Source organism: uncultured Serinicoccus sp. (assembly GCF_947500995.1).
Classification (GTDB): domain Bacteria; phylum Actinomycetota; class Actinomycetes; order Actinomycetales; family Dermatophilaceae; genus Ornithinicoccus.
The window spans coordinates 231,498-248,096 of sequence record NZ_CANMUA010000003.1; the positions used below are offsets into that span (position 1 = coordinate 231,498).

General features: G+C 74.2%; 18 protein-coding genes. 6 read left to right on the forward strand and 12 right to left on the reverse strand.

Translation table 11 applies throughout. From position 1 onward, the window contains the following. Window positions 1–34: 34 nt before the first annotated feature. Window positions 35–526, forward strand: a complete 492-nt coding sequence (locus tag Q0967_RS06260; protein ID WP_298748526.1) for a hypothetical protein — start codon at window positions 35–37, stop codon at window positions 524–526. Here the strand turns inward: Q0967_RS06260 and Q0967_RS06265 are convergent. Further along, window positions 515–1,420, reverse strand: a complete 906-nt coding sequence (locus tag Q0967_RS06265) for an MBL fold metallo-hydrolase (RefSeq protein WP_298748525.1) — start codon at window positions 1,418–1,420, stop codon at window positions 515–517. The two genes, Q0967_RS06260 and Q0967_RS06265, sit on opposite strands and share 12 nt — an antisense overlap. 182 nt (window positions 1,421–1,602) lie before the next feature. Here Q0967_RS06265 and Q0967_RS06270 point away from each other — a divergent pair, with 182 nt between their 5' ends. Beyond that, on the forward strand, window positions 1,603–2,166 hold the full coding sequence (locus tag Q0967_RS06270; RefSeq protein ID WP_298748523.1) for a dihydrofolate reductase family protein: 564 nt from the start codon (window positions 1,603–1,605) through the stop codon (window positions 2,164–2,166). Between the two features lie 469 nt (window positions 2,167–2,635). Beyond that, on the forward strand, window positions 2,636–3,010 hold the full coding sequence (locus tag Q0967_RS06275) for a hypothetical protein (RefSeq protein WP_298748521.1): 375 nt from the start codon (window positions 2,636–2,638) through the stop codon (window positions 3,008–3,010). Window positions 3,011–3,074: 64 nt separating this feature from the next. Here the strand turns inward: Q0967_RS06275 and Q0967_RS06280 are convergent, their stop codons facing one another. Genes Q0967_RS06280 through purB form a run of 4 tightly spaced genes read right to left on the reverse strand, consistent with a single transcriptional unit; the run spans window position 3,075 to window position 6,057 of the window. Beyond that, complete coding sequence (locus Q0967_RS06280) at window positions 3,075–3,692, reverse strand: hypothetical protein (RefSeq protein ID WP_298748519.1); 618 nt, start codon at window positions 3,690–3,692, stop codon at window positions 3,075–3,077. A 36-nt stretch (window positions 3,693–3,728) separates the two neighbouring features. Continuing rightward, the gene (locus Q0967_RS06285) at window positions 3,729–4,250 is read right to left on the reverse strand and encodes a ribonuclease domain-containing protein (protein WP_298748516.1); all 522 of its coding nucleotides are present in this window, start codon (window positions 4,248–4,250) and stop codon (window positions 3,729–3,731) included. Then, complete coding sequence (locus Q0967_RS06290) at window positions 4,247–4,606, reverse strand: barstar family protein (protein ID WP_298748515.1); 360 nt, start codon at window positions 4,604–4,606, stop codon at window positions 4,247–4,249. Before Q0967_RS06290 ends, Q0967_RS06285 begins: the two co-directional genes overlap by 4 nt. Next, window positions 4,603–6,057 carry an adenylosuccinate lyase gene (gene purB, locus Q0967_RS06295; protein WP_298748513.1) on the reverse strand — a complete coding sequence of 485 codons (1,455 nt, stop codon included), beginning with the start codon at window positions 6,055–6,057 and terminating at the stop codon, window positions 4,603–4,605. Before purB ends, Q0967_RS06290 begins: the two co-directional genes overlap by 4 nt. Before the next feature lie 111 nt (window positions 6,058–6,168). On the opposite strand from purB, the gene Q0967_RS06300 reads away from it, so the two are divergent. Continuing rightward, window positions 6,169–6,462: a hypothetical protein gene (locus tag Q0967_RS06300; protein ID WP_298748511.1), complete on the forward strand. Its 294-nt coding sequence runs from the start codon at window positions 6,169–6,171 to the stop codon at window positions 6,460–6,462. Further along, window positions 6,459–7,043, forward strand: a complete 585-nt coding sequence (locus tag Q0967_RS06305; protein ID WP_298748509.1) for a hypothetical protein — start codon at window positions 6,459–6,461, stop codon at window positions 7,041–7,043. Before Q0967_RS06300 ends, Q0967_RS06305 begins: the two co-directional genes overlap by 4 nt. 63 nt (window positions 7,044–7,106) lie before the next feature. Here the strand turns inward: Q0967_RS06305 and Q0967_RS06310 are convergent, their stop codons facing one another. The 7 genes from Q0967_RS06310 to galE form a co-directional block, all read right to left on the reverse strand. Further along, window positions 7,107–7,445, reverse strand: coding sequence for a hypothetical protein (locus Q0967_RS06310; RefSeq protein ID WP_298748507.1), 339 nt, complete (start codon window positions 7,443–7,445; stop codon window positions 7,107–7,109). A 10-nt stretch (window positions 7,446–7,455) separates the two neighbouring features. Continuing rightward, window positions 7,456–10,905 carry a thiol reductant ABC exporter subunit CydD gene (gene cydD, locus Q0967_RS06315; RefSeq protein ID WP_298748506.1) on the reverse strand — a complete coding sequence of 1,150 codons (3,450 nt, stop codon included), beginning with the start codon at window positions 10,903–10,905 and terminating at the stop codon, window positions 7,456–7,458. Window positions 10,906–10,932: 27 nt separating this feature from the next. Continuing rightward, window positions 10,933–12,012 carry a cytochrome d ubiquinol oxidase subunit II gene (gene cydB / locus Q0967_RS06320; RefSeq protein WP_298748505.1) on the reverse strand — a complete coding sequence of 360 codons (1,080 nt, stop codon included), beginning with the start codon at window positions 12,010–12,012 and terminating at the stop codon, window positions 10,933–10,935. 12 nt (window positions 12,013–12,024) lie between these two features. Further along, window positions 12,025–13,488, reverse strand: a complete 1,464-nt coding sequence (locus Q0967_RS06325; RefSeq protein WP_298748504.1) for a cytochrome ubiquinol oxidase subunit I — start codon at window positions 13,486–13,488, stop codon at window positions 12,025–12,027. Window positions 13,489–13,562: 74 nt separating this feature from the next. Continuing rightward, on the reverse strand, window positions 13,563–14,426 hold the full coding sequence (locus Q0967_RS06330) for a M56 family metallopeptidase (protein ID WP_298748503.1): 864 nt from the start codon (window positions 14,424–14,426) through the stop codon (window positions 13,563–13,565). Window positions 14,427–14,442: 16 nt separating this feature from the next. After that, entirely contained in the window at window positions 14,443–14,835 is a 393-nt protein-coding gene (locus Q0967_RS06335) for a BlaI/MecI/CopY family transcriptional regulator (protein WP_298748501.1), read from the reverse strand. A 122-nt stretch (window positions 14,836–14,957) separates the two neighbouring features. After that, on the reverse strand, window positions 14,958–15,974 hold the full coding sequence (galE, locus tag Q0967_RS06340; protein WP_298748499.1) for a UDP-glucose 4-epimerase GalE: 1,017 nt from the start codon (window positions 15,972–15,974) through the stop codon (window positions 14,958–14,960). A gap of 116 nt (window positions 15,975–16,090) precedes the next feature. On the opposite strand from galE, the gene Q0967_RS06345 reads away from it, so the two are divergent. After that, window positions 16,091–16,582: a nucleoside deaminase gene (locus Q0967_RS06345; RefSeq protein WP_298748496.1), complete on the forward strand. Its 492-nt coding sequence runs from the start codon at window positions 16,091–16,093 to the stop codon at window positions 16,580–16,582. The last annotated feature ends 17 nt before the right edge of the window (window positions 16,583–16,599 follow it).

The following is a 16,599-nucleotide window of genomic DNA, read 5'->3' on the forward strand; positions in this document are numbered from 1 at the left end:
CGGCGACCTGGGCGGGGGCCGTAGGGTCAGGATCGTGGTCGTCTCCTTCCTGCTGCTGCCGAGTCCGCTCCTGCCGGTGTCGACGTATGCCGGTCTGGCCTCCGCGTTGGAGCAGGCGGGAGCCGAGGTCGTCGTCGCACCGGTGGAGGCCGGCCCGGGGCTCGATCCGCACGCCCTCGTCCGCGAGTGGGCCGGGCTGGTGGAGCCCGGGGCGACCGTGCTGGCGCACAGCAACGCGGGCTATCTCGCCCCGGCCACGAGGGCGGCGGCGAGGTCGGCCGGCAGGAACCCCCGTGACGTCGTCTTCGTGGATGCAGCCCTGCCGCCGGAGGCCGGGTCGGCGCCGCTGGCCCCGGCGCGGTTCCGGGAGCACCTCGCCGGGCTCGCCGGCGCTGACGGCCTGCTGCCGCCCTGGACCCGCTGGTGGCCGCGGGAGGTCGTCGACCAGGTCGTCCCGGCCGACCGGTTCGACCCCGGGGCGGTGGCGCTCGAGGTCGTCACGCTGCGCGAGCAGCTACCGGGCTGACGCCTCCCCGGCCGCAGGTCTCTCGGCGGCGGCTGATCCCTCGCCGGCGGCTGGCCCCTCGCCGGCCGACCCCGCGGCGGCGCGGCGCTGCGCGACGCCCCGCGCCTGGCCAGTGTGGATGTCGCGGACCCACTCCCAACCCGCGGGCACGTCGGGGCCGATCCGCGGGTCGTCGGGTTCCAGCCCCTCGCGCAGGGCGTGCAGGTAGGCCCGGTCGAGGTCGATACGAGCTCGCACCTGGGGTCCGCGGGCGACCGACCCGTGCCCCGGGACGACGACGTCGACGTCGTCCGCGACGGACTCCAGCACCCGCAGCCCGGCGAGGTGGTCCTCGACCGGGTCGCTGCCCTCGCGGGCCTCGTCGAGCATGGGGACGAAGACGTCGGACAGCATGTCGCCGACGACGAGGACGCGGCTGGCGACGACGAGCAGCGCCGCGTGGCCGGGGGAGTGCGCCGGGTGCTCGAGGACCCGCACCGCCGGCCCCTCCCACGGCAGCTCGATGGCGCCCTGGGGCAGTCCGGTGACGAGGCCGAAGGGCTCGAGCGGCACCTCGTCGACGATCTCGGGTGGCAGACCCTCCCGCACCCGGGTCCGCCAGTCCGGCTGTGCGCGCAGCTCGCGCAGAGATGAGGCGCACCGGGCCGTGCCGAACCGGGGCGCGTCACCGAGGTCGGGGTGCCAGAGCACGTGGTCCCAGTCGGGGTGGGTCGCGAAGCCTGCCGTCACCCGGCCGCCGAGCTCACGGAGGTCTTGGGCGAGCTCGCGCAGCTCGGTGTCCGTGACCCCCGGGTCCACGAGCAGCACCCCTGACGGTCCGCGCACCACCACGGTGTTGTTGCGGAGCAGCTCGCTCTGGTGGACCAGGACGTCGTCCGTGACGCGCTGCAGCATGGGCTCTCCTCCGCACGCCGCCGATCGTCGGCCTGTGTGCCGCCGAGGTCCTCGGTGGCCGGCCGGCGTCGTCAGGTGTGACCGCGTCGGCGTGCTGCACTCATCGGTGTCGCGGCGATGAGAATGGCGGACCACCGTGGTCTGGTGCAGTAGAGAACCGGCCCGAGGAGAGGTGGACCGCCGTGCGCAGGCTGACCTTCGCCATGAACGTGAGCCTGGACGGCTACGTCGCCACCCCGGACGGTGGCCTCGACTGGAGCGAGCCGAGCGACGAGCTGTTCGAGTGGTGGTCCGACCGCGTGGGTGCGACGGAGCTTGCGCTCTACGGGCGCCGGTTGTGGGAGGACATGAGCTCCCACTGGCCGACCGCGGACCAGCAGCCCGGCGCCACCCCGGCGCACCGTGAGTACGCGCGCCGCTGGCGGGCCATGCCGAAGGTCGTCTTCTCCTCCACGGCGTGCCCGGTCGACTGGAACACCAGGCTGGTCACCGGCGACGCGATGAGCGAGATCCGTCGGCTCAAGGACGAGGACGGCGGGCCGATGGACATCGGGGGTGCCACCCTGGCCGCCGCCGCGATGCGCGCCGGCCTCGTCGACGAGTACGTCCTGGTCACCACCCCGGTCCTGGTGGGTGGTGGCACGCCGTTCTTCGCGACCCTGGACCGCTGGGTGCACCTGGACCTCGTGGAGACCAGGACGTTCCCCGGCGGCGTCCTGATGACCAGGTACGCGGCCCGCCACTGAGCTCTCGGTGGCACACTCGCCCCGCCCGCCCTTGCCGGCCTCGGGGCGCCCCCGCCCGTGCCGGCCTCGGGGCGCCCCCGCCCGTGCCGGCCTGGGGGGCGCCCCCGCCCGTACCCCGCCGGAGACGTCACGATGAGTGACCCCGCGAATCAGTCCGCCCTTGATGCAGCCGGTGACTCACCGGCGCACTGAGTCGGAGGACGACTCAGCGGCGGACTGCGTCTCCCGGCGACTCAGTGGCTCGCTGATCCGGGGAGTGACTCGGTGGCGCGCTGATTCTGAGGGTGACTCATCGTGACGTCTCCGGCGAACGACCCTGGAGCGTGCCCAGGAAGCCCGGGGCAGGTGGGCGGGGGGGACTAGTCTGACTGGCGGGAGCGCGGCGAGGTGGGCGGCACCCGGTCCCCGGTGTCCGCCCGGTGACCGCCACGTGCCGGAGCCCGTCGAGGGGACGTCGAGAGGAGAGGCGATGTCGACACGGGACCGGACGGTCACTGCCCTGGGGTTGGGTGGGGTGGCCGCGTTCCAGCTGGCCCTGGCGCTGGGCGCGCCGTGGGGCCGGGCGAGCTACGGCGGCCAGCACGAGGGGGTGCTGCCGCGACGGCTGAGATGGGTGAGCGCCGGGGCCACGGTGGTCTACGCCGGTGTGGCCGTCACCGTCGCCAGCGAGCGGACACCGCCACGGGTGCGGCGCGGCGTCCTCACCGCGGTGGCCGGGCTGATGTCGGTGGCCGTCGTCCCGAACGCGATGTCCCGCTCCGCCCTCGAGCGGGCCATCTGGACGCCCGCCTCGGGCGCGCTCGCGTATGCCGCCTGGCGGGCCCGAGGTTCGGCAGGGGAGTGACGAGAGCCGAGAGCGGCGGCCCACGGGGAGCTGACACGCGGAGCGTGGCCACCGCCCGTCAGCGTCAGCCCAGCTCGAAGAGGTAGGCGGAGGCCGATCGGGTGTAGGCGACCCCGCGGCCGCTGGCGCGGATGCGCTCCGCGTCGGCCAGGTCTGGGCGTCGGGGGACGAGGTGTTCCTCGAGCCGCTCGGTGGACACGCGGTAGCGGCCGTCGCGGTGGTCGACGACCGCGACAAGGGTCCAGGCGGGGTCCAGGGCGGCCAGGCTCGCGTCGCCGTGGCTGGCGTTGGCCAGGAGACGTCCTCCGCGGCGCAGGTAGGGGCGGGTGTGCTCCGAGACGGGCCCGGCGTAGAGCGAGACGATGAGATCCACGCTGCGCTGCGGGACCTCCAACGGTCCGGTGTAGTCGGCTTCGAGGAAGCGCACCCGAGCCCCGGCGCCGGGCCGGGTCCGTCCCGACAGCTCCTGCTGCACCAGGTCGGTGTCGGCGAAGAACCTCGCCGCCCGGACGTCGGTGTCCACGTAGGTGACCGAGGCGATCGCGGTGGACGGTGACAGGTCGACGTAGCTACCCGGGTAGAGCGCCTCCTCCACCGGGCGGAGGTCGGCGACGGCGGCGAACAGCTCGGACCGGTCCCCGATGGACTCCCTGTACTGCGACCACGTCGCGCGCCGCGCCATACCCGCATCCAACCACCACCGGCGGGACCGGCAGCCTCAGCCCGCCGGGGCGAACTCGCAGAAGCTCTCGTAGTGGTCGTCGGTGTAGTACCAGACCTCGGGGTCGACCTCGTCCCCACCGGTGACCACCCGCTTCGCGCCGCGGTGCGAGAGGCCCGGGGTCTGGACGGTGAACTCCCGGTAGTACCCCCGCTCCTCCTGCGGCAGGAGACCCTCCTGGTTCCTGAACGTGGACCCGTCCCGTTCCGGGTAGGCGTAGGGCCCGCCCTCCTCGACGTCGTCGACCACCGGCTCGAGCTCGGGCGGCAGCACCCCGTCGGTGCAGGCGTCGACGTCGTCCCAGGCGCGGGTGTCCGTGCCCTGGGCGCCGCGCCCCGCCGCGTCCTCAGCAGCGGGCTCGCCCGTCACCGTCGCCGACGGCTCACCCGTCCCTGCCGAGGGCTCCCCCACCCCTGCCGAGGGCTCCCCCACCCCGCTGACCCGCCCGAGCGCCAGCCACACCACGAGGGCTGCGAGCACCACGAGCACGGCGGCGGAGACCACCCGGAACCGGGTCACGGCCGCTCGGAGGTCCGCACCGCCCCGAAGGCCACCACGGCCAGGGCGTCGGCGTCGTCGAGGATCTCGGCCAGGATCCACCACGCCCGACCGTCACGGGCCGCCAGCGCCCCCGCCTCCTGCCACAGCAGGGCCACCTCCTGACCGTCCCAGAGGTCGCGCAGGTCGCGCAGCGTGTCGGCCATCGCGTCCAGGTTGGTCGAGGCCGGCTCCGGCAGCCGGAGCGCGTGCGCCAGCTGCGCCTGGGTCTCCCGCAACCCTCCGGCGGGTGGGGTGGTGATGGTGGTGAGGGCATACCCGGCCTGGGCGAAGTGCGCCTCCGCGTCGCCCAGACGTTCGGCGGGCAGGAGGATCACGCGTCCCCCAGGTGCTCGACCAGGTCCGGCGCCAGACCGACGTAGGTCGCCGGCGTGAGCGCGACCAGCCGCTCCTCCTCCTGCGCCGGCAGCCCCAGGCCGCGGACGAACTCGACCAGCTCGGCCTGCCCGATGCGCCGCCCCCGGGTCAGCTCCTTGAGCCGCTCGTAGGGGTTGCTCATCCCCTCCACCCCGCGCGCGGCGAGCGCCCGCATCACCGACTGCACCGGCTCGGCGAGCACCTCCCAGTTGGCGTCGAGGTCGGCGGCCATCGCCTCCGGCACGGCGTCCAGCCCGGCCAGCCCGCGGCTGACGTTGTCCAGCGCCAGCAGGCTGTGCCCGAGCGCGGTGCCCGCGTTGCGCTGCATCGAGGAGTCGGTGAGGTCGCGCTGCAGCCGGCTGGTGACCAGCGTCGAGGCGAGCACGTCGAGCAGGGCGTTGCTCACCTCGAGGTTGGCCTCGGCGTTCTCGAAGCGGATCGGGTTGACCTTGTGCGGCATGGTCGAGGAGCCGACGGTGCCCTGTCCGCGCACCTGGGCGAAGTAGCCCATGGAGATGTAGGTCCACACGTCGGTGGCCAGGTTGTGCAGGATCCGGTTGAACCGCGCGATGTCGGCGTACAGCTCGGCCTGCCAGTCGTGGCTCTCGATCTGCGTGGTCAGCGGGTTCCAGGTCAGCCCCAGGTGCTCGACGAAGTCCCGGCTGAGCCGCTGCCAGTCCGCCCCCGGCACCGCCTCGACGTGCGCGCCGTAGGTGCCGGTGGCCCCGTTGAGCTTGCCCAGGTATGCCGCCCCCTCGACCCTGCGCAGCTGTCGCGTCAGCCGGTGCGCCAGCACCGCCAGCTCCTTGCCCATCGTCGTGGGGGTGGCCGGCTGGCCGTGCGTGTGCGCCAGCAGCGGCACCTCGGCGAGCTCGCGGGCCATCGAGGCGAGCTGGCCCACCAGGGCCTGCGCCCGCGGCAGCCAGACCTCCTGGACGGCGCCCTGCACCATGAGGGCGTAGGACGTGTTGTTGATGTCCTCGCTGGTGCAGGCGAAGTGGATGAGCTGTCCCAGGGCCTCGGCGCGCGCGGCGCCGTCGCCGACCCCGGACCCGGCGAGCAGGGTGGTCAGCCGCCCGCGCAGGAAGTACTCCACCGCCTTGACGTCGTGCACCGTCTCGGCCTCGATGGCCCGGAGCTCGGCGATGGCGTCGGCGTCGAAGTCGACCACCAGCGCCCGCAGCGCCGCCCGCTCGTCCTCGGAGATGCCCGGCGCTCCCGGCACCACCTCGTGCTGCACCAGGTGCAGCAGCCACTCGACCTCGACGTGCAGGCGTGCCCGGTTGAGAGCGGCCTCCGAGAGATGGTCGACCAACGGCGCGACCGCCCCACGGTACCTCCCGTCCAGGGCGCCCAGGGCGATGGTGGGAGAGAGCTCGGCGAGCGGCGTGCGGGCGGGAGGCAGCGGCATGCACCCATCTTGGCAGGGGCGCGGCACGACGCCGCACGGGCGCCTGGACCCCGGCGGCCATGGCGTCAACATGACGTTGACGTTCTCCGAGTGTCAACGTATGGTTGACGCATGACCACTCCTTCCGCCGCCACCGCGATGTCCCGGGTCCGCCTCACCGCCGGCCTGGTCGCGATCGCCATCGGCTTCGTCACCTACGCGCTGAGCCGCGCCGTCGACTCCGGCTTCGTCCACGGCTTCTTCCAGGGCGCCACCCTGGCGCTCATGGTCGCCGGTGCCTACCTGGTCGGGGCCGCGATGTGGCACCGACGCAGCCGGGGACAGGGCGAGGACGACCGGCACTGGCTGCCCAGCCGCGACGGTGCCGACGACGGGCCCGCTCCCGACACCCGGGACCCCCGGTGAGCCAGGCCCACCCCGAGGGGGACCTCGCCGCCCAGATCGGGCACGTCATCCTCGACGGCGGTCCGGAACCGGGGGGTCAGACGCTGGACGGCGACGACCACCTCCGTCTGGTGCGCCGCGCCGCGCTGGCCCACGAGGTGAGCGGCGAGCTGCTGCAGCAGGCGGTGACCGCCGCCCGCTCCGGCGGGCAGAGCTGGGCGACCCTCGGCCAGGAGCTGGGGCTGAGCAGGCAGGGCGCCCAGCAGCGTTTCGGCGGGGCTGGTCGTCGGACCGGGGTCGCCGACGACGCAGGTCCGAGCGCCGGGAGCACGGAGCGTCCGGACGAGCGGTGGCTCGGTCCGGTCACCGCCGTCGACGAGCTGGGCGAGCTCGAGCTCGCCGGCCAGCTCGGCTGGCACACCGTCGAGGCCGGCATGTTCCGGCACCGGATGGTGCGGACGGCGACCCGGTGGGAGCACCGCCGGGTGCTGTGGGCGCGCACCACCTCGAGCTACCTCACCGACGGGTGGCAGGTAGGGGCCAGGGCCTTCCCGTGGCTCTACCTGGTGCGGGACACGGGTCTTCCGGTGGAGGGGCGCTGAGTCTCGCCGACGACGTGCCCCCGGTCCTTCGGGCGGGGCGGCACCGGTCGAGGCGCGGCAGGCTCAGCGCTTCTTGGCGTCCGGGTCGATCTCGTCGGCGTTGACGTAGTCGCCGGTGACGCGGTCGCGGTGCTCCCGGGCGATGCGGGTGGCCTCCTCGGCCTCCCGGTGCAGCTGGTCGGCGTGCAGCTGCGCCTCGCGCGCCTTGCCCTGCAGCTCACGGGCCCGCTCCTCGGCGCTCTGCGCGTAGGACTCGCCGGACTGCGCCTTCTCCCGGAGCCCCGCCGCCTCCTCGCGGGCCGCCGCGAGCCGCTTGTTGCGAGCGATCATCGCCCAGACGGCGAGCGCCGCCACCACGACGAGGGCGATGACGACGATCCAGACGACGGTCGAGGTGTCCATGCCCCGCAACCTAGCCGATGTGCTGCGGGACCGCTCGGTCGTCCGCTGCCTCGGGGGCGTCCCGGCCGACCCGGTGGTCGGTCCAGCGGCCGGTGACCGGTGCGGTGTGGCTCACCAGCACGACCGAGCGGCCGCTGCCGAGACCGGCCAGCAACCCGCCGAGCGAGCGCTCGGCCGTCGCGTCGTCGAGGTGCGCGGTGGGCTCGTCCAGCAGGACGACCGACCGCCCGGACAGCAGCGCGCGGGCCAGCGCGAGGCGGCTGCGCTCCCCGCCGGACAGGCCGGTCAGGGGGGTGTCCAGGCCGCGCGGGAGGGTGGCGAACCAGCCGCCGAGGTCGACCGCCGCGAGCGCGTCGAGCACCTCGCCGTCGGTCGCGCCGGGTGAGGCGAGCACGAGGTTGGCGCGGACCGACCCCGCGAAGGCGTGCGGTTCGTCGTCGACGACGGCCACGAGCGCGCGGGTCTGGTCCAGGTCCAGCCCCCGCACGTCCGCGCCGTGCCGGCTCACTGCGTCCCCGTCCGCGCCGGACACGAGGGAGCAGCCACCGTCCGGGTCGAGGTGGCGCGCGAGCACGGCCAGGGCCGTCGACTTGCCGGCCCCGTTGGGCCCGGCGAGGCGGATGCGGTCGCCCGGCTGCACGTCGAGGTCGAGCGGGGACAGGTCGGGTGCCGCACGGTGCTCCGGCACGGGCGACCACCGTGCGGAGACGCCCCGCAGCTGCAGCGCCGGCGGTCCCGTCGGCGCCGCGGCGGTCCCGCGTCCGGCCACGGCCGGCGTCTGGTCGACGAGCGCGTCCAGGCGGGCCCGTGCCGACCGGGCCCGGGCCCGCGCGCCCGCCACGTCGGGGACCCCCGCCCAGGCGTCGGCCAGCGCGAGCGGCACCAGCGCGACGAGCGCCGCGAAGGGGCCGCTCAGCGCCCCGACGGCCCGCGCGTCGAACGCCAGCAGCGCCACGGCCGTGGCGGTCGCCGCGACGACCACCCACGTGGCCACCAGCCCCGCCGCCCGGGCCCGGGTGAGCCGCGCCTCGCCACGGCGGTGCGCCTCCTCGGCCCGCAGCACGGGGTCGAGCAGCTGCCGGTGCTCTCCGGCGAGCCCACTGACCGCCTGGACGGGGAGCAGCTGGGCGGCCAGTGCGGTGGCCCGGTCGCGCACCTCGCCGCGTCGCGCGACCGCCGCGTCCTGGGCGGGGCGCTCGGCGGCATACCCGAGGAGGCCGACGAGGGCGACGACCAGCCCTCCGGTCGCGACCACCAGGCCGGCGGCCGGCAGGTGCCAGCCGGCGACCGCCGCCCCGACGAGGGTCGCGATGCCCGTGGACCACCCCGGCACGCTCACCCGCACGTGCTCGTCGACGACGTCCTCGAGGTCCCGGGCGGCGGCGGTGAGCACCTGGCCCCGGCTGCGCCGGCCCAGGCGGGCCGGGGTGAGCGGGATGAGCGCGGCGTAGAGGTCCGCCCGTCGGCCCGACAGGTCGTCCAGGGCGACGTCGTGGCTGACCACCCGCTCGGCGTAGCGGAACACCGGGCGGAAGATGCCGAACGCCCGCACGCCCACGATCGCCACGAGCAGCGTGAGCACGACCGGCATCGTCGAGGCCTGCACGATGAGCCACCCCGAGGTCGCCGTCAGGGCCACGCCGCAGCCGACGGAGGCACCACCGAGCAGGCAGGCCAGCGCCAGGCCGCGGCGGCCGCGGGGGGTCCGGACGGGGGCGACCTCCCCGGGGCGCGGGACCGCATCGGCCTCCGGCTCGGCCCTGCGGCCGACGTCGGAGTCGTCCCCGGGGTCGGCCTCGGGATCCGCCGCGGGGTCGGGCAGGGGCAGGACGGGTGCGGCGAGGTGGTGGACGGGCCCCCCGGTCCCGGGCGCCGGCTCCGCGGCCCCCTCGAGCCGCCAGTGGTCGTCTGCGAGCGCGGCCAGGTAGCAGTCGTGCGTCACGACGACGATGCGTCGCGTCTCCGCCAGCTCGGTGATGACCTGGTGAAGCCGGGGTATGCCGTCTACCGCCACGTTGGCCGTCGGCTCGTCCAGCAGGAGCAGCCGTGCGGGTGAGAGGGTGGCCCGGGCCAGGGCCAGCCGCGCCCGCTGACCGGCCGACAGGCCGACGCCGTCGTCGCCGAGCCAGGTGTCCAGCCCGTGCCGGTCCGCCAGCTGGCGCCAGAGCCCGACCCGGTCCAAGGCCTCCCTCATCGCCGTGTCGGTCGCGTCGGGGTCGGCGATCGCCAGGTTGTCGCGCACGGTGCCCGGCAGCAGGAGCGGCCGCTGGGTCGCCAGGTGTGCCGCGGGTGCGCTGACCGCCCCCGCGGCGGGGGTGCGCAGCCCGGCCAGCAGCTCCAGCACCGTGGTCTTGCCGGCTCCGCTCGGGCCGGTGAGCGCGGTGACACCGGGGCCGGGCGGTGTGCGCAGCGACAGCTCCGTCAGCGTGCGGACCCGGCCGGGGTGGGCGTAGGACACCTCGGTGAGACCGATCGGCCCCCCGGCCGCACGCCCACCGGGGCCCTGCGCCGCCGCGCCCCCCAGCACCCCCTCGGCCGCCAGCTCCTCCAGCACCTGCGCCCCGTCGGCGGCGTTGTGGAACTCGGCGCCGACCCGGCGGACCGGCCAGTACGCCTCGGGCGCCAGCAGGATCGCGGTGAGCCCGACGACGAGGTCCATCCCGCCGTGCGCGAGCCGCAGCCCCACGGCCACGGCCACCATGGCGACGGAGATCGTCGCCAGCAGCTCCAGGGCCGCCGTCGACAGGAAGGCCGTGCGCAGGGTCGCGACGCTCGCCCGCCGGTGCCGCTCGCCGACCTCGCGGACCACCTCGACCTGCGCCCGGGCCCGGCCGTAGGCCACCAGCGTCGGGAGCCCCTTCATGACGTCGAGGAAGTGTCCGGCCAGCAGCTCCATCGCGCCCCACCGGCGCTGGGTCTCGTCCCGCGTGTGCATCCCGATGAGCGCGGCGAAGAGCGGCAGCAGCGGCAGCGTCAGCACGACGATGAGCGCGCTCCACGGGTCCACCACGACCAGCGCGACCAGCGTCAGCGCCGGCACCACGGCAGCCGTGACGAGCGCGGGGAGGTAGCGCGCGACATACGGCTCGAGGGCGCTGACGCCGTCGGTGGCGCGGGTCACCGCGACCTCGGTCCGGGGCCGGGCCTCGACCGGTCGCCCCAGCCAGTGCCGCAGCAGCGCCTCCCGGACGATGCCCACGATGCGCAGCCCGGCGCGCCGCGCCACGAGCTCACCCGTCCCGGCGAGCACGCCGCGCAAGACGAGCACCGCGACCAGCCAGCCGAGGTATGACGCGAGCTCCTCGCGCGAACCCCGCACCACCGCCCCCACGACGAGGGCCAGGGTGAGGGCCTGCGCGATCGCGACGACCCCCGTGAGGATGCCGACCACGGACAGCGAGGCCACCGGGACGCGGGTCGCCGGGAGCGCGCGCAGCAGGGCAGGGTCGAAGGGTCGCACGCGGCTCAGCGCTCCGGTGCCGTCACGTCAGCGGTCCGCCCCGGCCCGCTCGCCGCCGTCGACGACGGCCGCGTGGTGGACCCCGGTGGGGATGTGGTGCCCGGACACCCGCTTGCGGAACGCCCAGTAGCTCCACGCGGTGTAGAGCAGCATGACGGGCGTGAAGACGAGCGCCACGACCGTCATGATGCCGAGCGTCTTCTGGCTCGAGCTGGCGTTCTCCGCCGTGAGCGACCAGGCGGGGTCCAGGCTGGAGGGCATCACGTCGGGGAAGAGCGCGAGGAACAGCGACGTGGTGGCCAGCGCGATCGCGACGAAGGTGCCGGTGAAGGCCCAGCCCTCCCGGCCACGGGCCGCCGCGAGCAGCCCGCCCACCAGGCCGGCCGCGGCCACCCCGGCCACCAGCCAGGAGGCCGTCGTCCCGGTGCGGACGTGCAGGATGCCCAGCCACAGCACGGCCAGCACGGCGCTCGCCGCCCCCAGCCGCAGCGCCAGCGCCCGGGCGTCGTGGCGCAGCCGGCCGTCGGTCTTGAGCGCCACGAAGAGCGCGCCGTGGGTGAGGAAGAGGGTGAGCGTGGTCAGCCCGCCGAGCAGGGCCACCGGACCCAGGAGGTTCCAGAACCCGCCGACGTACTCCATGTCCGCGTCGATGGGCACCCCGAGCACGATGTTGGTGAAGGCCACCCCCCACAGCAGCGCCGGGACGAAGGACCCGACGACCACCATGGCGTCCATCCTGGCCCGCCAGGCGGGGGAGTCGACCTTGCCGCGGTACTCCAGCCCCACGCCGCGCAGGATGAGCCCGACGAGGATGAGCAGCAGCGGCAGGTAGAACCCGGAGAAGAGGGTGGCGTACCAGTGCGGGAAGGCGGCGAAGATGGCCCCGCCCGCGGTGAGCAGCCAGACCTCGTTGCCGTCCCAGAACGGACCGATGGCCGAGAGCATCTGCCGCTTGCGGGTCTCCCCGGTGTGCGGGGCCTCGCCCTCGGTCTCGTCTCGGCCGAGCACCGGGAGCAGCATGCCCACGCCGTAGTCGAAGCCCTCCAGGCAGAAGTACCCGACCCAGAGGACGGCGATGAGGATGAACCAGATCGTGGTGAGTTCCATGACGTCCCTGTCTCAGTAGGTGAAGACGAACGCGTCGTCGTCGTCGCGGGTCCGGGGGTCGTAGGACGCGTCCTCGGGCACCTGCTCCGCGCCGGCCCGGCCGTAGCGCAGGAGGAGACCGACCTCGACGACGGCGAGCACGCCGTAGAGGAGGGTGAAGACGGTCATCGAGGTCAGCACCTCGGCGGCGGTCGTGCCCGGGGAGACGCCGGTCTGGGTCGTCATGAGGCCCATGACGAGCCAGGGCTGGCGCCCCATCTCGGTGAACATCCAGCCGAAGGTGTTGGCCAGCAGCGGCAGCAGCAGCACGAGGAGCCCGGCCCAGCCCCACATCCGGTGCCCGAGCCGCTGCTCGTCGGTCTCGCTGCCCCGACCCCGCAGCACCCACAGGACCGCGGCCGCGATCGCCATGGCCGCGAAGCCCAGCCCCATCATGAGGCGGAAGGTCCAGTAGGTGACCGGGATGACCGGCCGGTAGTCCTCGACGGCGGTCAGCTCGGAGCCGGCGTAGGTCAGCTCGTAGCGGTCCTGGATGTGGTCGATGCCCTCCACGGCGCCGTCGAGGGTCCCGGTGGCGAGGTAGGACAGCAGCTTCGGCACGGTCAGCGCCCAGACCTCCTCGCTCCCGTCGAGGGTGCCGATGGTGACGATGGAGAACGGGGCGCCCTCACCCTCGGGCACGTCCTCGTAGAGCGCCTCGGCGGCGGCCATCTTCATCGGCTGCACCTCGGTCATCACCTTCCCCTGCAGGTCACCGGACACGATGACGCCGAGGGAGGCGACCAGCACGGTGACGGCACCGAGCTTGGCGGCCTTGCGGTACATCGGCTTGTCCGTCCCCGGGGTGGCGCCGCGCCACAGGTGCCACATCGCGAAGGCCAGGACGAAACCGCCACCGGTCATGTAGGCCGCGGCGATGACGTGCGGGAAGGTCACCAGCTGCACCGGGTTGGTGAGGACCGCGAGGAAGTCGGTGAGCTCGGCCCGGCCGGTCTCCGGGTTGAGCCGGTAGCCGACGGGGTTCTGCATGAAGGAGTTGGCGGCGAGGATGAAGTAGGCCGACAGCAGGGTCCCGATGTGCACGAGCCAGATGGCCGCGGCGTGCAGCTTCTCCGGGATCCGTCCCCAGCCGAAGATCCACAGCCCGAGGAAGGTCGACTCCAGGAAGAACGCCAGCAGTGCCTCGATCGCCAGCGGGGCGCCGAAGATGTCGCCGACGAAGCGCGAGTAGTCCGACCAGTTCATCCCGAACTGGAACTCCTGCACGATGCCGGTGACCAGGCCCAGCGCGAAGTTGATGGTGAAGAGCTTGCCGTAGAACTTCGTCAGCCGCAGCCACTGCGGGTTCCGGGTGCGCATCCACTGCGTCTGCATGACGGCCACGAGCAGGCTGAGTCCGATCGTGATCGGCACGAAGAAGTAGTGGTAGACGGTGGTGATGCCGAACTGCCAGCGGGCCAGGTCGAGTGCATCCACGAAGGGTGCCTCCCGTCTGCGAGGAGTGAACTACGTGACGTCGTAGATGCTACCCCTCGTCGTAGCCGAGGAGGTCACCCGGCCGGCGTGAGAAGGGTCACGGTGACGGCGACAGGGATGGCGAGGACCACGGCGGACAGGGCGGTGACCGCCAGGCGGGTATGCCGCGGCGCCGGCGGGTGGCTGAGCAGCCGGACCCGGGCGGTGACCTCGGGGGTCGCGGCCGGGGCCATGGCGACCAGGGCCCGGGCGAGGTCCGTGGGTCCGGTGCGCTGCTCGGCGATCCGGTCGGCGAGCGCCTCGGTGAGCAGCTGCACCTCGGTCAGGGCCGCGGGCACCCGCAGGCCGCGGGGGACAGCCTCGTGCAGGACGGTGAACAGCTCGAGGAGCAGGTCGTGCCGGGCGTCGAGGTGCCCCTGCTCGTGGGCGAGGACGGCGCGCAGCTCGGTGGCGCCCAGCCGGTCCAGGGCGGCGCGGGTGAGGACGATGCGGTGCCCGTGCCCCGGCAGACAGTAGGCGCTGGGGTTGCCCAGGGCGAGGACGGTGACGTCCGGCCGGGTGATGCCGTCGGCGCCACCGGCCAGGGTGTCGTCGAGGTGCTCCCCGACGAGGTCGACCAATTCTCGGTGCCGGGTGCGGCGGCGGCGCAGGTCGGTGCCGACGCGGTGCCCGGAGGCGAGCAGCCGCACGAGCATGACCCCGGACAGGAGGAGGGCCAGGCCCAGGAGCAACGGCTGGGACAGGCCCGTGGTGAGCACCGCGGTGGGGGCGGCCAGCAGCGCGCACAGGACGCCGGCCAGGCTGACCGACTGCCACAGCAGCAGGCCCGGACCCGGCATGCGACGCAGCGCGGTCCAGGCGGGGAGCACGCGGGGCGCGCCCAGGACGAGGAGGAGGGCGGCCAGGACGACGGCGGCGGTCAGCAGCGGGCCGCCCATGGCGGGGGGCGTGAGGTCAGGCGCCGCGGCGGCGCTCGACCTCGGCGAGCGCGGCCCGCAGGTCGTCGAGCTCGCCGGGGCTGGCGTCGTCCAGGAAGTGCAGCATCGCGGCGGTCCGGTCGGCCTGGACGGTGTCGAGGGCCGAGCGCAGGGCGCCGGCGGCGAGCTCCTCGCGGCTGGCGGCGGGGGAGTACTGCCAGGCCCGCCCCTCGCGGGTCCGCTCGGTCACGCCCTTCTTCGTCAGCCGGTCCAGGACCGTCATGACCGTGGTGTAGGCCAGCTCCTTGTGGTGCTCGCGCCGCTCCAGGTGGTCCAGGACGTCACGGACCGACAGCTCTGGTCCCTCGGACCAGAGGATGTCCATCACGGCGCGCTCCAGGTCGCCGAGGGAGGTGCTGCGCAGGGGCATGTGACAAAGGGTACGCCCCCCACCTGGGAACCACCCCGGTCTGCACCGGACGCGTGGTCGGATCGCACCGGACGCGTGCTCCGGGCGCACCGGACGCGTGGTCGGGTCGCACCGGTATGCCGTCAGTCGGGGTAGCCCTGCGGGTTCGCCTGCTGCCACCGCCACGTGTCGGCGCACATGTCCTCCACCGACCGGCTCGCCCGCCACCCCAGCTCGGTCTCGGCGAGCGAGGGGTCGGCATACGAGCTGGCGATGTCGCCCGGGCGGCGCCCGACGATCTCGTAGGGGATCTGCTGCCCGCTGGCGCGCTCGAACGCGGACACCAGCTCGAGCACCGAGGTGCCGCGTCCGGTGCCGAGGTTCCAGACTGACAGCGGACGGTCGTGGCCGCTGATCCACTCCAGCGCCGCGACGTGACCCTCCGCGAGGTCCTGGACGTGGATGTAGTCCCGCACGCCGGTCCCGTCGACCGTGTCGTAGTCGTCGCCGAAGACCGCGAGCTTCTCCCGCCGCCCGACCGCGACCTGGGCCACGAAGGGCATGAGGTTGTTGGGGATGTCGGAGGGGTCCTCGCCGATCCGTCCGGAGGGGTGCGCGCCGACCGGGTTGAAGTAGCGCAGCAAGGCCACCTTGAGCTGCGGGTAGGCATGGGTCACGTCGCGCAGGATCTGCTCGTTCATGACCTTGGTCCACCCGTAGGGGTTGGTCGCGGAGGTCGGCAGCCCCTCGGTCATCGGCACCGGCGCGTCCTCGCCGTAGACGGTGGCGCTGGAGGAGAAGACCAGGTAGGGCACGTCGTGCGCGACCATCGCCTCGACCAGCCGGAGGGTCGCGCCGATGTTGTTGCGGTAGTAGTCGATCGGCTTCTCGACCGACTCACCGACCGCCTTGTACGCCGCGAAGTGGATGACCGCGTCGAAGCGCTCCTGGCCGAGCAGCGAGTCGACCTTGTCGCCGTCGGCGAGGTCGAAGGCGTGCACCGGGACGGGGATGCCGGCCAGCTCCTCCAGGCGCGGCGTCACCGACGGCTTGCTGTTGGAGAAGTCGTCCACGACGACCACCTCGTGGCCCGCCCGGGCCAGGGCGATGACCGTGTGGGACCCGATGTAGCCGGCGCCGCCGGTGACGAGAACGCGCATGGCGTCATGGTGTCAGACGGCAGCTCCGGTATGCCGTGACCCGGCCCGGCCCGACCTGCGTGCCCGACGACGCCTCGCGTCGCCCGGGCGCCCGCCGCCCGGCATACCCTCGGGGCGTGAGCGAACGCACGAGCATCTCCGCGACCGACCGGACCCACCTCTCCCGGGCCGTCGAGCTGGCCGAGGCCGCGCTCGACGCCGGTGACGAGCCCTTCGGCTCATTGCTCGTGTCGGCCGACGGAGAGGTGCTGCTCGAGGACCACAACCACGTCTCCGGCGGCGACCACACCCAGCACCCCGAGTTCGCGATCGCCCGGTGGGCCGCGCAGCACCTCTCGCCGCAGGAGCGCGCGACGAGCACGGTCTACACCTCCGGTGAGCACTGCCCGATGTGCGCCGCCGCGCACGGGTGGGTGGGGCTGGGACGCATCGTCTACGCCTCCTCGACCGAGCAGCTCTCCGCGTGGTCGGCTCAGCTGGGCAGGCCACCGGGACCCGTCGCGCCGCTGCCGATCACCGCGCTCGTGCCGGACGCCGTCGTCGCCGGCCCGGACCCGGAGCTCTCGGAGCGGGTCCGCGCCCTGCACGCCCGCCACGCCTCCTCCTGACCGTGGAGATGCGGCCC